The following is a 13544-nucleotide window of genomic DNA, read 5'->3' as shown; positions in this document are numbered from 1 at the left end:
CCTCCACCCTGTTCCGGTCGCTTCCGGTCCTGCTGTTGTGCGCCTGTTCGCCGCTGCGGCGAGAAGGGCGGATCGCCGGCCCGCTGCCCGCTGACGCGGCAGGTGGGAGAGCGGGCCTTTATCCGTCCTTCTTTATTAAAGGTCCTTGCAGTAAGCGACCCTAGGGGCTCCCTCCGGAGATGGTCAAGACCAATGACAGGCGTCAACGCGACCGTCACCCCCCTTCATGCCGCGTTCACGTCAGCGCGGTCCTCACCGACCGCACCGCGCACCGCCGCGCACCGCCGCGCGTCAGACTTCGGGGCCGGCGCCGGCGCTCGGTAGGCTGCCCGGGTGATCGTGGTGACCAGTGTGAACGTGAACGGAATCCGAGCGGCGGCCAAGAAGGGCCTGGTCGAATGGCTGGCCGGCACCGAGGCGGACGTCATCTGCCTCCAGGAGGTGCGCTCCGAGCCCGAGCAGCTGCCCGTCGAACTGCGCGACCTCGACGGCTGGCACGCCGTCTGGGCCCCCGCCGCCACCAAGGGCCGGGCCGGCGTCGCCATCCTCTCCCGCCGGGAACCGCAGCGCACCGCCATCGGCTTCGGCTCCCCGGAGTTCGACGGCTCCGGCCGCTACGTCGAGATCGACCTCCCCGGCCTCACCGTCGCCAGCCTCTACCTGCCCTCCGGCGAAGTCGGCACCGAGCGCCAGGACGAGAAGGAACGCTTCATGGCGGAGTTCCTCGTCCACCTCACCGCCCTGCGCGCCCGCGCCGCCGCCGACGGCCGCGAGGTCGTCGTCTGCGGCGACTGGAACATCGCCCACCGCCCCGAGGACCTCAAGAACTGGAAGGCCAACCAGAAGTCCGCCGGCTTCCTCCCCGAAGAACGCGCCTGGCTCTCCCGCGTCTACGACGAGGCCGGCTACGTCGACGTCGTCCGCGCCCTCCACCCCGACCGCACCGGCCCCTACACCTGGTGGTCCTACCGCGGCCGCGCCTTCGACAACGACTCCGGCTGGCGCATCGACCTCATCGTCACCACCCCCGGCCTCGCGGACACATGCATCGCCTCCTACGTCGAACGCGCCGCCACCCACGCCGAGCGCTGGTCCGACCACGCGCCGGTCACCGCAGAGTTCGACTTCGGCGACAACTGACGTGCCACCAGCCACGGTTGAGGAAGGGTTCGAGGGAAGCTCCAGTCCGCGCCACCCCCAGCTCAGATCCATTCGCAACAAGAGGCGAGGCGTGCGATCTCACCCGATGCCGGTTTGACAAGTCGATCCGCCCAACCGCTCCCCAGCGCAGGCATTGCCACCACTGACTAGCTAGCCCTCGATCCTGCACAACGACCTGCTGGCCGCACTGACGAGCCGTCGCGCAAGATCGAGGGCTAGCGATAGGGCTTTCCCCGATGTTTAGGAGTTGGGGCGCGTAATACTCGACCCCACGGGGAACGGCCGGTCGGATCGTCGGATCCGACCGGCCCTTCCCTTTTCTCCCGGCCCGGGCTCCCGGAGACGGAGCCTACGCGGCCAGCTTGAGCTCCTTGGTGTTCACGTTCTCCTTCACCCCGGTGAGCATCTCGTGGATGGTGTTCGCGGTCTTCAGCGCGTCGTCCCATTCCGTCGTGCCCGCGACGAGGGCGGCCTTGACGTCGCTGAGCACGCCGAAAGCGGTGCGCGCGTTCCGTGCGCTCTGGGCGCTGTCGCCCACGATCTTGGTGAGCTGGTCGAGGGAGGACGCCTCGGCGGCCCATCGGGTGTGCAGGTCCCGCGCGCCGTCGGCGGCCTTGGTCGCGGAGTCCTTGAAGTGGGTGACCGTGCCGTGGGCGGTGGTGAAGTAGGTGAGGCTGGTCTGGAACAGCGTGAGCTCCTGCGCCGTCTCGTCCAGCGTCTCCTTCTGCTTCTTCAGGTCGATCGCCCCGTAGGTGGTGAGCCCGATGCCCGTGCCGGCGGCCACGACGCCACCGATGATCAGCCCACCGCCGAGGACCTGACCGCCCGGCACGAAGAGCAGCACGCCACCGAGGGCCGCCAGGCCGACGCCGACCAGGATGGCCACCGCACCGCCCGCGATCATCGCGGTGTCCTTGGCGATGGCGGCGTTGCACGCCTTGATGGTGTCGTTGAGGGCCTTGACCAGTCCGTTGTCCGCGGCCAGCAGGTCGACGGCGGTCGCGTCCGCGGTGAAGGCCTGGACGTCGCCGGTGAGGTCGTTCTGGAAAGTGGCCAGGCTTGCGGCCATGGCCCGCGCCTTCTCCCGCCGCTCCTGCGCCGCGAGCTTGAGGGAGTCGAGTCCGTCCTTGGCCTCCAGCAGATGCTTCTTGAGGGTGTCCAGATCGATCGTGTCGGCCTGCCTCTCCGCCTCCTCGATGCGGGCCAGCAGCGTCGTCCGGACCGAGCTGTGGACGCCGGCATAGCCGCGGATGTCCTCCAGGCCGTCGAACATGGTGGGGACCAGGGTGGTGGTCCAGTTCTGGGCGTGCGTGCGGGCCTTGGCCAGATGGGCGTTGATGTTCGTCAGCGCCTCGACCGCCTTGGTCCCGCGGTCCTTGCCGACCTTGTTCAGCTCGGCGACCACCTCCGGCCGGTCCTTGATCTTGTCGAAGTACATGTCGGGCTGCAGCTGGACCAGGGTGGCGTAGCTCTGGATCGCGGCGGCCGCTCCGTGGGTCGCGGTCACGGCTTTCGCCGTGGCAGTCGTCGGCGGCTTGGTGTGGACAGCGCTCACAGCGTTGCTCCTCTCGGGGAAAGCGAACTGGCGAAATGGTGGCCCTGTGCCAGTAGTTCGTGCACGACGGCCCGGAGTGGCGGACCGCGTGTCCCGGTGAAATACCTCGGACGGGTGAACAGCCGGCCCGCTCGGGCCTCCGGTCAGGCAGCGGGCCGGGCCGCACCGGCCACCCTCGCCGCACAGGACCGCAGACGGTCCAGCACCTCCGCCGCCGCCTTGGCGAGGATCCGGAACCGTTCGGCCTCCCCGGCGGTCAGTACCGCCTCGTCCAACTGGCCCTTCGCGTCGTCGAGTCCGAGGAGCAGACTGTGCTGCGCGCTCAGCAGTCCGCCGCCGGCCCCGACGATCAGCCGGATCGCGCCGTCCTGGGCCCGCAGCAGGTGCTCCTGCCGCACGCCGTCGCCCATCTCCCGCTCCAGCTGGCTCTGTTGCCGCTGGACGCCCTGCAGGAGGTCGATCAGACTGCTGACCAGCGCGTCGATCGAGTCGATTGGCCAGGGCTCGTTCTGTTGCCTGCGCCGTGCCGCCTCCAATCGCGCCTCGATCGCGTCGAGTTGCTCCCTGGTCTGCCTCAGGTGCTGCTCCAGCTCCTGGGTCCGGACCCCGAGGTCGACCCGTCTGCGGTCGAGGCGGCGGCAGTCCTCCGAGACCGCCTGCTCCCAGTCCCCGAAGTCGCCAAGCAGGGCGTCGAGTTCCGCCGCGAGTCGGCCGAGTCCGGTGGCGGCGGCCTTGAGCCGGGGCGTCTCGGCGTCGGCGAGGCCGTCGAACTCCGGTCCCAGCAGCCTCCGGCAGGGCTCCCGGACGGCCTCGGCGAGTTCGCGGCCCATCTCCACCCGGGCCCGGACCTGCTGGGCGTCCGGGTCGTCCCCGGCGAGGTCGAGCATGGCGGAGGAGCGGTTCGCGGCCTCCTCGAAGGACTGCAACAGGTCGGTCATGGCGTCTCCCTGGGGTGCGCGCCGCCCTCCCTGCGGCAGCTCGGCCGCAGGGCGCCGGGGTACGGGCCCCGGCCGGTCGCGGGGTGTCGGTGCGTGTACGGAACGCACCTCACGATAGGCCTCTTCCAGCCCTCCGACCCGCGACCGCGGCCCGTGTCGCCCTCGACCTCGGCGCGCCTCAGGACGAGCGGCGCGCCCGTCTGATCTCCCGATGAACGGCCCAGGCGTCGGCGACCGGGCCCAGGTGGGCGAGCTTGTCGGGGTTGGCCACCGAACGGACCATCCGGATCCGACCGTCCAGGGCGTCGATCATTGCCGGCCGACGGATTGCGTCAGTTGACCTTGCTGCCGGCTCATTCCAACCGTCCAATGCGCGCTTCGAGTTCGGCGGGTAGGTACCGGCGCTCGAGGATGGGTGTCAACGCGGCGAGGCGGCGTTCGTCGACGAGGACTTCGAGGGCTTCGGCGTACTCGTCGTCGCCGCCAGGGCAATCGAGGCCTACGGTGACCGGCCCCGGTCAGCCGCTCGGGCTGCTGCCCGCTAACCAGCGACCGGCTCCGCGCGGAAGGCGTGGTCGAGGTTGTCCTCGACCCAGCTGCGCAGGTGGTTGAGGGGGACGGCGGCGCTGCGGCCAAGGTCGGTGAGCGCGTACTCGACGTGCAGCGGTACGGCGGGGTACACGGTCCGGTCGAGGATGCCGACGTCCTCCAGGCGGCGCAGGGTCTGGGTGAGCACCTTGGGGCTGACGCCCTGGAGCCTGCGCTGGAGTTCGCCGAACCGCTGGGGACCCTCTTCGAGGGCGCCGATGGCGAGGGCCGACCACTTGTTGGCGAGCAGGTCGAGCAGGGGGCGGCAGGGGCACTGGGCGGTGTAGACGTCATGGTGCGGGTGTTGCCCGCTCGGGCAGCTGGTCGCCACGTGCAAGCTCCTCATCAGGGAACTTCCCATCGGGAAGTAATGGACCTTGCAGGTAACTATACCCCCGGGGATAGCGTCGCCAGCGTCAAGGGAAGGCCGCCAACGGCCCTCCGCAGAACGCTGTTTCAGGAGATGACGCATGTCCGCAGAGATGATGCGCGCGGTGGTCCAGGACACCTTCGGCGGCCCGGAGGTGCTGCGGGTCGAGCAGGTGGCACGCCCGGTGCCACTGCCCACCGAGGTGCTGGTGCGGGTGCACGCGGCCGGGATCAACCCGGTGGACTGGAAGACCCGCGGCGGCTCCGGCATGGCCGGGCTGCTGGGCGAGCCGCCGTTCACCCTCGGCTGGGACGTGTCCGGCGTGGTGGCCGAGGTCGGCTTCGGCGTGACCACGCTGAAGGTCGGCGACGAGGTGTACGGCATGCCGTGGTTCCCGCGGGTCGCGAACGCCTACGCGGAGTACGTCACCGCGCCGGCCCGCCAGTGGGCCCGCAAGCCCGCCACCCTCGATCACGCGCATGCCGCCGCCGTGCCGCTCGCGGCGCTGACCGCCTGGCAGGCCGTCGTCGACACCGCTCAGGTGCAGGCCGGCCAGCGGGTGCTGATCACCGCCGCGGCCGGCGGGGTCGGCCACTTCGCGGTGCAGTTCGCCCGCCACCTGGGCGCCCACGTGATCGCCACCGCCAGCGCCGCCCGCCACCCCTGGCTCAAGGAGCTGGGCGCCGACGAGGCCATCGACTACACCACCACCCGCTTCGAGGAGGCCGTCGCCGATGTCGACGTCGTGATCGACCTGGTCGGCGACGCCCACGACAGCACCAGCGCCCGCTCGCTGAAGGTGCTGCGCCCCGGCGGCCTGCTGGTCGCGATCCCGCAGGGCGTCTCCCCGGAGCTGGCGCAGGCCGCCGAGGCCGCCGGGGTGCGGGTGACCCCGTTCCTGGTCGAGCCGGACGGCACGGCGCTGACGACGATCGCGGGGCTGATCGACGGCGGCGAGGTCGCCGTCGAGGTGGAGCAGACCTTCCCGCTGGAGCAGGCCGGCGCGGCCCACGCCCGCGGCGAGGCCGGCCGCACCCGCGGCAAGCTCGTCCTGACCGTCACCAACTGACGGCAACCGCCCGGGGGCCGGCCCCAGCGCCTCCCCGATCGCGGCGGGAATCGAACACGCCCTGGCCCGGCGTGCCCGGCCCGCGCCAGGGCGGCGCGCCCGGTCGGGCTGACCAGGGCGGCGCGCTCGTCGTCCGGCCGCCGTTCGCGGCTCACCGGGCCGGCCGCCTCCAGCCGCTTGATCGGCTGAGTCGAGGTGCCGTGGTCGAGGTGCCGTGGTCGAGCTGCGGTCGAGGGCCGCAAGGCCGTCGAGGAGGCCGCGCTCTCCACCGCGTACGCCCCGCCGTGGGTCCTGCGGGCCGGCCCCCGCCCCTCCAGCACTCGCGGGCCGGACAGCGTCGGACGCCGGATCAGCGGGCGCTGCCGAGGTTCCGGTCGGCGTCGGAACCCTGGAGCATGAGGGTGGTCTCCTCGATGCGCCGGAACCGGCCGTCCGGGGCGAACTCGCCGAAGAGGTAGACCTCCATGCGCACGGAGGAGCCGTCGGTCTTGTGGACGTCGATGATGTGGCGCTCCGCGTAGAGGTCGCCCTGAACGAGCTCCTCCAGGACCTGGATATCGCCGCCGGCGACGATCGTGCGCAGGTGGGCGATGTGGGCCGTGAACTCCTCCCGGTCGTCCCAGCGGCCGTCGGTGCGCTGGCGGTAGTCGGGGGCGAAGTGCCGGTCGACGGCCTCGGCCAGGTCCAGACCGGGGGTGAAGAGCAGATCGGTGAGGGCGGCGGCGACGTCGGTGCGAGTGGCGGGGGCGGTCATGGAAGTCTCATGGGGATTCACGTTCCGGCACGATATACGCGCGTCGAGCACGCATCTGTGCGAGCGGGTGGACAGCCGCGGACAGGAGTGGACAGTGTCCGCACCGGCATGACCTGGAGAGTGGACAGCGCCCCGGCCCAGGCTGTGCGGCATGAACCTCCCACACAGACAGGCGGTTGCGCTCGCGGTGCTCGCCGCGGCGCAGTTCACCGTCATGCTCGCCACCTCGATCGTCAATGTCGCGCTGCCGCAGATCCGCGCCGGGGCCGGCCTGTCGGAGAGCGGCACCACCTGGGTGGTCAACGCGTACGGCCTGGTGTTCGGTGCGCTGCTGCTGGCGGGCGGACGGGCGGGCGACCTGCTCGGTCGCCGCCGGGTGCTGGGCTGGGGTCTCGGGCTGTTCGCGGCGGGCTCGGCGATGGCGGGACTGGCCGGCTCGTCCGGGGTGCTGATCGCGGCCCGGGTGCTCCAGGGCCTCGGCGCCGCCGCGATCGCCCCGGCGGCACTGGCCCTGGCCGTGGACCTGTTCCCGCCCGGCCCCGGGCGCGGCCGGGCGCTGGGGGTGTGGGGCGCGGTCTCCGGTGCGGGCGGGGCGTGCGGCGTCCTGCTGGGCGGGGCGCTGACCCAGGCCTGGGGCTGGCCGTGGATCTTCCACACCGTCGCGATCGGGGCCGCGCTGGTGCTGCTCGCGCTGCCGGCCCTCGTCCCGCGGACGGACTCCGCGCGCCCCTGCGGCCCGCGGACCGGCGGCCGCGCGGCCGGGCGGTTCGACCTGCCGGGCACCGTGACCGTCACCCTCGCCCTGACCTGCCTGGTCTGGGGCCTCACCACCGCGCGCGGCGCCGGCTGGACCGACGACCGGGTGCTGGGCGCGCTCGGCGCCGCGGCCGTCCTGCTCGCGGCCTTCGCCGTGATCGAGCGCCGCCGGCCGGACGCGCTGGTGCCGCCGCGGCTGCTGCGCACCGGCCGGGTGGCCGCGGGGAACCTGTTGATGGCCCTGCTGGGATCCGTGTGGATCGCGCTGTTCTTCTTCCTGCCGCTCTACCAGCAACAGGTGCTCGGCTCCAGCCCGTTGGCCACCGGAGTCGGCCAACTCCCGCTCGCCGCAGCCAACATGCTCGGCTCCACGCTCGCCCCGCGGCTCTCCCGGCGGATCGGCGCGACCGCGACGGTGACCGCGGCGCTGCTCACCGAGGCCGCCGGCCTGCTGTGGCTGTCCCGGATCCGCGCCGACGGGAGCTACCTGGCCGACGTGCTGGGCCCGAGCGTCCTGGTGAGCCTCGGGCTGAGCATCGCCTTCGTCCAGCTCACCGCGTTCGCCATGGAGGGCCTGCCGCCCCAGGACACGGGCCTGGCCGGCGGACTGGTGAACACCACCCGCCAGGTCGGCGGCGCGATCGGCCTGGCCGCCCTGGCCGGGCTGGCCGGCTCGGTCACCGCCCGCACGGCGACGCACCAGGCCCATCTGGCGGCCCTCACCGCCGGCTACCGGGCCGCCTTCACGGCCTCGGCCGCCGTCCTGGCCGCAACGGCCCTCCTCGCGGTGGTCCTGGCCCGCTGCACCGGCCCGCGGACGACGACCGCAACCGCTCCTGCCGCCGGCCGGGCCTCCGCTCCACGACCGCGACGGCTCCCCCACACCGGCTGAGCCCGCTCGACGGCCTCACCACGAGACCCGACCCACCGACACCCGACCCACCAACACCCAACCCACCACACCCAACTCACCGACACCCGACCCACCGACACCCAACTCACCAAGCACGATCCGCCCTCACCCCAAGGAGCCCCACCACCATGTCCCGCTCACCCCGTGCCGCGACCGCCCTGGTCGGCGCCGCCGCCGTCTGCGCCGTGCTCGGCACCGGCACCGCCGCCTCCGCGCAGCCCGCCGAACACTGCCTGCCGAAGGTCGTCGCCGCCTGGGCCGCCGCCTGGAACGGCACCGACCCGCAGGCGCTCGGCGCCCTGTTCGACGCCGAGGGCACCTACACCGACCAGGCCGTGGGCGTGGTCTTCCACGGCCGCCAGGAGATCGCCGGCTGGAAGGCCCGCGCCGACGCGGTGATCGACGACGTGCACGTCACGGTGCGCGCGGCCCACCGCGACGGCGGCCACATCACCGTCGAGGCCGTCTACGCCGGGCACCTCAAGGGCGCCCCCAAGCCGTTCGCCGTCCCGATGGCAACCCTGCTCGACCTGGACGACCACGACCGGATCGCCTCCGACCAGGACTACTACAGCCTCAACGCCGTCCTCGCCCAGTCCGGCCTGCCGGCCGACTGGACCCCGTGACGACCCCTCACCGCCGCCACCCCACGTCTCCCCGAAAGAGGTTCCTCCCCATGACTGCCGCAAAGCCCTACCTGACCGGCCACTTCACCCCCGTGGTCGACGAGGTCGTCGCCACCGAGCTCACCGTCGAGGGCACGCTGCCGCCCGAGCTGACCGGCCGACTGCTGCGCAACGGCCACAACCCCAAGCCCGGAGTCACCCCCACCCACTGGTTCAAGGGCAGCGGCATGGTCCACGGGATCCGGCTGGGCGGGGGCCGCGCCGAGTGGTACCGCAACCGCTGGGTGCGCACCCCCGCCCTGGACGGCGCGCCGTACATGACCGAGCACGGCCCCGACCTGACCGCCAGCGCCGCCGGCACCCACGTCATCGAGCACGCGGGCCGCCTGCTGGCCCTGTGCGAGGCCAACCTGCCCTTCGAGCTCACCGAGGAGCTGGAGACCGTCGGCGCCTACGACTTCGCCGGCAAGCTGCGCACCGCGATGACCGCGCACCCCAAGGAGGACCCGCTCACCGGGGAACTGCACTTCTTCGGCTCCTCGCCCGTCCCGCCGTTCCTGACCTACCACGTCGCCGACGCCAAGGGCGGGATCGTCCACACCGCCGAGGTCCCCGGGGCGAGTGCCGCCCTCAAGCACGACTTCGCCCTCACCCGCCACCACGTGGTCTTCGTCGAGGGCAACGTCACCTTCGACCCGAACGACCGCTCCGGCATCCCGTACGGCTGGAGCGACCAGCAGCCCGCCCGCATCGGCGTGCTGCCGCGCGGGCCCCACGGTGCCCCGCAGGTCCGCTGGTTCACCATCGAGCCGGGCAACATGCTGCACGTCTCCAACGCCTACGAGGACGGCCGGGGCCGCATCGTCCTGGAGGGTCCGACCGTGGACCGCGAGGGCTTCCGCCTCTCCTGGAACTGGTGGATCGGCGCGCCCGGCCGCGGCAGCGAGCCCGTCTCGCGCTCCTACACCCGCCGCTGGGTCATCGACGCCACGGCCGGCACGGTCGACGAGCAGATCATCGACGACCTGCCGGTGGAGTTCCCGACCCTCAACGAGGCGTACCTGGGCGCCGAGAACCGCTACCAGTACGCCGTCTCCTTCCCCGACGAGCAGGGCTTCGGCGGCTACGGCATCGTCAAGTACGACCGCACCACCGGCGCCCGCCGGATCCACCGGGCCGGCGACGCCCGGATGCCGAGCGAGGCGGTCTTCGTCCCCGCGGCCGGCGCCACCCGCGAGGACGACGGCTACCTGCTCACCGTGGTCTCCGACCTCAAGCAGGACGCCTCGCAGCTGCTGGTCATCGACGCCTCCGGACTCGACCGGGTCGCCACCGTCCACCTGCCGCACCGGGTGGCGGCCGGGCTGCACGGCTCCTGGATCCCCGACCCGGCCCCGGACGGCGCCGCGGCCTGACGCCTGCCCCGATCGCGCCGCCCGATCGCGCCGCCCGGACGAGCCCCCGCTCGCCCGGGCGGCGGCGGTGCGGCGCGGCGGCGGTGCGGTGTCGGCCGGCCCTACTGCTCCCCGTACGGCCCGCGCAACTCCTGCTGCCACAGCGACTCGCAGAGCAGGTCCAGGCCCTGGCGCAGGTGGCGCCGGTACGTGCCGTACGGCAGGCCGAGGCGCCGGGCGGCGGCCTCCTGCGTGGGGGCGCCGGAGAAGTAGCCCGCCGTCAGGGCCTCGCGGGCGCGCACCCCCCGCGGGTCACGGGCGAGGTCGTCCACGCTCCGGCGCAGCAGGGCCCGCAACTCCTCGGCGGGGTCGGCGAAGTCGGCCGCCAGCCGGGTGCGGGCCAGGGCGCAGGCGGCGAACGCGGCCGGGTCGCGCCAGTGCGGCAGGGCCTCGCGGACGGCCCGGTCGAACGCGGTGCGCGAGAAGCCCGAGGGCCCGGACGGGGTCGGCACCTCGGTGGACGCGATGAAGTGGCGCAGCCAGGTCTCGACGGGCACCTGGCGCCAGTCGACGCAGAACACCCCGTACGTGTGCTCGCCGACCCGCGGCCGCGCGCCGGTGTCGGCGAGGCTGCCCTTGACCCGGGCCGCCCAGGCCTCGGCGTCCCGCCACACCGCGAAGCCGAAGGCGCGGCCGCGGGCGCGGGCGGACTCGGCCTGGGCCCGCGAGCTGCTCAGGTCGATGACGCGCGAGGGCACCTGGTACCGCTCGGGGTAGACGGTGAAGCGGCTGATGCCGATGTGTTCGCCCGGTCCGACCGGCGCGGTGGCGTCGGTGTGCGCCCAGGCGGCCGCCACGACGGGGTCGGTGGCCAGGTCCTCGGGGTCGGGCGGGGCCGGCAGCGCGAGCCGGGCGGTGAACGCGACGATCCGGCCGGTGCTCACCAGGCGGTAGACGCTGAAGGCCTGCGGCTGGCGCTGTGCCCAGTAGTGGACCAGCGCCGCGGACTCGGGGCCCTCGGTCTCCGCGGCCATGCGCAGCACCGTGCCGAGGTCGTCCGGGTGCAGCGGACGGTCGTGCACCTCGTCCTCGCGGGACCAGGTGCGCAGCCGGGCGACGATCTGCCCGTCCCGGAAGAGGTAGAAGAGTTCGTCGGTGACGGTCCAGACCCGCTCCTCGGGGGCCTCGCGCAGCAGGCGCAGGTACTCCTCGGCCAGCCGCTTGCGCATCGCGACGAAGGCGTTGGGGGCGCGCCAGCGCAGGTCGGCGGCGAGCGTCTCGCGGGCGGCGTCGTGCGGGTGCAGGCCGCGGTGGGTGGCCTCCATGAAGGGCAGCTCGCGGAGCCAGGCGAAGAGCAGGTGGGCGTCGTGGTCGGGCAGCACCGCGGCGAGCAGTTCCTCGGAGGTCGAGTAGGCCTGGGCCGCCACCTCCAGGGCGCGGCGGTGGGCGGCCGACGGCACCTCGCCGATCAGGCCCACCAGCAGGGTCCGCAGCACGTCGGCCGAGGGGGCCCAGGTCTGGTCGTAGCTCCAGCCGGTCGAGCCCGCGGCCGCGGCGAGGGACAGGGCCAGTGGGTTGCCGCCGGCGAAGCGCAGCACCAGCTCCCGCATCTCGGGGCGGATCTGCGCCGTGGCCAGCAGCGTGCGGGCCTGCTCCTCGGAGAACGGCTCCAGTTCGGCCACGTGCAGCAGGCCGGCCCAGGCCGGGTCGGCGGTCCACTGCGGCTGCGGCGCGAGCCGGCCGCCGAGGACGACCAGGGCGCCGTCCGCGGCGCGGGGCAGGAAGCGGTGCCAGAGCCAGCCCTCCAGCCACTGGCAGTGCTCGAAGGAGTCCAGGAACAGGACCGTGCCGGGGACGTCGAGGAAGGGGCCGGCCGCCCGCTCGAAGTCGGCCGGGTCCCGGCCGACGAAGCGGCCGTCGAGCTCGACCAGCAGCCGGCCCGCCGCGCGGGCGTGGTCCGCCAGGCGCCGCAGCAGGGTGGACTTCCCGATGCCGCCGGGCCCGTACAGGTAGAAGGCGAAGGGCGCCTGTGGATCCCCGGTCAGCGCCCGGGCGAAGCGGTCGAGTTCCTCGTCCCGGCCTATGAAGGCCTGGACCCGCGCACTGCTCAGCCGCTCCCCGACTGACACCATCGCGGCTCCCTTCCCCCAAGTACCGGTGGCGCGATCCTAACCAAGGTGCCGGAACGTGCCGGCTGTCGCGCGGACGGGCGTGAACTCCAGGGGAAGCGCGACGGGGCCGCGGGTGTACAGCCCGGTCTCCCGGTAGCGGAAGCCGGGGGCGAGGCGGACCCCGTCGAGCAGCGGGAGCAGCAGCGCGGCCACCGTCTCCAGCTCCGCGCGGGCGAAGGCCGCCCCGGCGCACTGGTGCAGTCCGGCGAAGTAGCGGTAGGGGTCGGCGGCGAAGTCCTCGGACAGGATGCTGAAGGGGGGATCGACCACAGGCGTGGCGGGCACGGGCATGGCGGGCCTTTCGAGGGCCGGGGAAAGGGCGGTCGTACGGCGGACCGTCAGGCCGCGGTCGCCGGCAGCTCGGCGACGGGCTCGGCGGCAGGCTCGGCGAGCAGCCGGTATTCGGTGCGGCTGGTGAGATAGCGGGCGCCGGGGGCGCCTCGCCGCTAAACGCAACTACTTAGCCTTTAGGGGCCGGGGGCGCCGCCCCCCCCGCCCGCGCGGCGAGCGCCGGCACGGTGAGCGCCCCTACACCGACTGCTGAACCCGCGCACTCCGCCCGCCGGGCCGCGTGCTCGCTCGCTCAGTCATGCGCCCAGCGTAACTGCTTAACGCGAAAGATTCGCGTCTACGGCACCGCTCGCTGAGCATGCCGACCCAGGGGTAGTTCGCGCGCCGCGGCACCACATGCCGGTGCCGGTCACACCCGGAGGGCGTGACCGGCACCGGCGAAGCGGGGCGGAGCCGATTCGGGTCACGGAAATTCGTCGGCGACCCAAGTGGTGCGGAACTCACGACAATAAGGCCGAACGAATTTCCGTTCGAGGCCCGCCCCGCCGATTCGTCAGAGGATCCGGATGGAGTTCACCTTCGGCGGGCGGTTCGGGAACGTGATGTCGGTCCAGCGGTTGATCCTCACCGAGTCGCCGTTGGCGTCGCTGTAGACCAGGTCGTTGTTCCCCGTGGAGATCCGGTCGACCCACCGCCCGCCGAAGCCGATCGACCCCGCGTTCGCGTAGCAGTCGACGCTGTCACGGCCGTCGAGGTGCGACCAGATCTTCAGGAAGTCGTTGCGGCTCCCGTCGCACTGGACGTGGTCGATGGCGAACGCGTTGCCGGACGGCACGGCCACGGTGAGCGTGGCCGCCGCGGCGAAGGCCACGGCCAGCGAGCTCGCGGCCTTCTTCGCTTTCGAGATCATGGATTCTCCCCAGTCTGATGAAACGTCGAATCGGAGTCCGGTGCGCAA

At 72.9% G+C, this 13544-nt stretch carries 12 protein-coding genes and 1 pseudogene; 5 read left to right on the top strand and 8 right to left on the bottom strand.

The genetic code is table 11. The annotated features are described in order from the left end of the window. Positions 1-333 precede the first annotated feature (333 nt). Positions 334-1140: an exodeoxyribonuclease III gene (locus AB2U05_RS30670; protein WP_369184890.1), complete on the top strand. Its 807-nt coding sequence runs from the start codon at positions 334-336 to the stop codon at positions 1138-1140. Positions 1141-1510: 370 nt separating this feature from the next. Here AB2U05_RS30670 and AB2U05_RS30665 read toward each other — a convergent pair whose 3' ends face one another. The 4 genes and pseudogenes from AB2U05_RS30665 to AB2U05_RS30650 form a co-directional block, all read right to left on the bottom strand. After that, positions 1511-2668: an HBL/NHE enterotoxin family protein gene (locus AB2U05_RS30665; protein ID WP_369184889.1), complete on the bottom strand. Its 1158-nt coding sequence runs from the start codon at positions 2666-2668 to the stop codon at positions 1511-1513. Positions 2669-2859: 191 nt separating this feature from the next. Beyond that, positions 2860-3654 carry a hypothetical protein gene (locus tag AB2U05_RS30660; RefSeq protein ID WP_369184888.1) on the bottom strand — a complete coding sequence of 265 codons (795 nt, stop codon included), beginning with the start codon at positions 3652-3654 and terminating at the stop codon, positions 2860-2862. 178 nt (positions 3655-3832) lie between these two features. Further along, positions 3833-3964 (bottom strand): annotated as a pseudogene (locus AB2U05_RS30655) (RNA polymerase subunit sigma-24); the annotation flags it as partial. Positions 3965-4195: 231 nt separating this feature from the next. Then, a complete protein-coding gene (locus AB2U05_RS30650) occupies positions 4196-4573 on the bottom strand; it encodes a winged helix-turn-helix transcriptional regulator (protein WP_369184887.1) in 378 nt (125 codons plus the stop codon). Between the two features lie 139 nt (positions 4574-4712). On the opposite strand from AB2U05_RS30650, the gene AB2U05_RS30645 reads away from it, so the two are divergent. Beyond that, complete coding sequence (locus AB2U05_RS30645) at positions 4713-5681, top strand: NADP-dependent oxidoreductase (protein ID WP_369184886.1); 969 nt, start codon at positions 4713-4715, stop codon at positions 5679-5681. Positions 5682-6030: 349 nt separating this feature from the next. Here the strand turns inward: AB2U05_RS30645 and AB2U05_RS30640 are convergent, their stop codons facing one another. Beyond that, entirely contained in the window at positions 6031-6435 is a 405-nt protein-coding gene (locus tag AB2U05_RS30640) for a nuclear transport factor 2 family protein (RefSeq protein ID WP_369184885.1), read from the bottom strand. Between the two features lie 151 nt (positions 6436-6586). On the opposite strand from AB2U05_RS30640, the gene AB2U05_RS30635 reads away from it, so the two are divergent. The 3 genes from AB2U05_RS30635 to AB2U05_RS30625 all read left to right on the top strand — a co-directional run bounded on the left by AB2U05_RS30635 (position 6587) and on the right by AB2U05_RS30625 (position 10145). Further along, complete coding sequence (locus AB2U05_RS30635) at positions 6587-8083, top strand: MFS transporter (protein ID WP_369184884.1); 1497 nt, start codon at positions 6587-6589, stop codon at positions 8081-8083. Positions 8084-8232: 149 nt separating this feature from the next. Next, a complete protein-coding gene (locus AB2U05_RS30630; protein ID WP_078859493.1) occupies positions 8233-8730 on the top strand; it encodes a nuclear transport factor 2 family protein in 498 nt (165 codons plus the stop codon). A 50-nt stretch (positions 8731-8780) separates the two neighbouring features. Next, entirely contained in the window at positions 8781-10145 is a 1365-nt protein-coding gene (locus AB2U05_RS30625; RefSeq protein ID WP_369184883.1) for a carotenoid oxygenase family protein, read from the top strand. A 101-nt stretch (positions 10146-10246) separates the two neighbouring features. Here the strand turns inward: AB2U05_RS30625 and AB2U05_RS30620 are convergent, their stop codons facing one another. The 3 genes from AB2U05_RS30620 to AB2U05_RS30610 form a co-directional block, all read right to left on the bottom strand. Beyond that, positions 10247-12256, bottom strand: coding sequence for an AAA family ATPase (locus tag AB2U05_RS30620; protein WP_369184882.1), 2010 nt, complete (start codon positions 12254-12256; stop codon positions 10247-10249). A gap of 36 nt (positions 12257-12292) precedes the next feature. Continuing rightward, positions 12293-12580, bottom strand: coding sequence for a hypothetical protein (locus AB2U05_RS30615; protein WP_369184881.1), 288 nt, complete (start codon positions 12578-12580; stop codon positions 12293-12295). Between the two features lie 559 nt (positions 12581-13139). Continuing rightward, positions 13140-13496, bottom strand: coding sequence for a beta/gamma crystallin domain-containing protein (locus AB2U05_RS30610; protein ID WP_045691980.1), 357 nt, complete (start codon positions 13494-13496; stop codon positions 13140-13142). Positions 13497-13544: the final 48 nt, after the last annotated feature.

The sequence above is a fragment of the Streptomyces sp. Y1 genome (genome assembly GCF_041053115.1).
Taxonomy (GTDB): Bacteria; Actinomycetota; Actinomycetes; order Streptomycetales; family Streptomycetaceae; genus Kitasatospora; species Kitasatospora rubellomurina.
The sequence above is the reverse complement of the archived record's forward strand: the minus strand, read 5'-3'. Positions and strand labels throughout refer to the sequence as shown.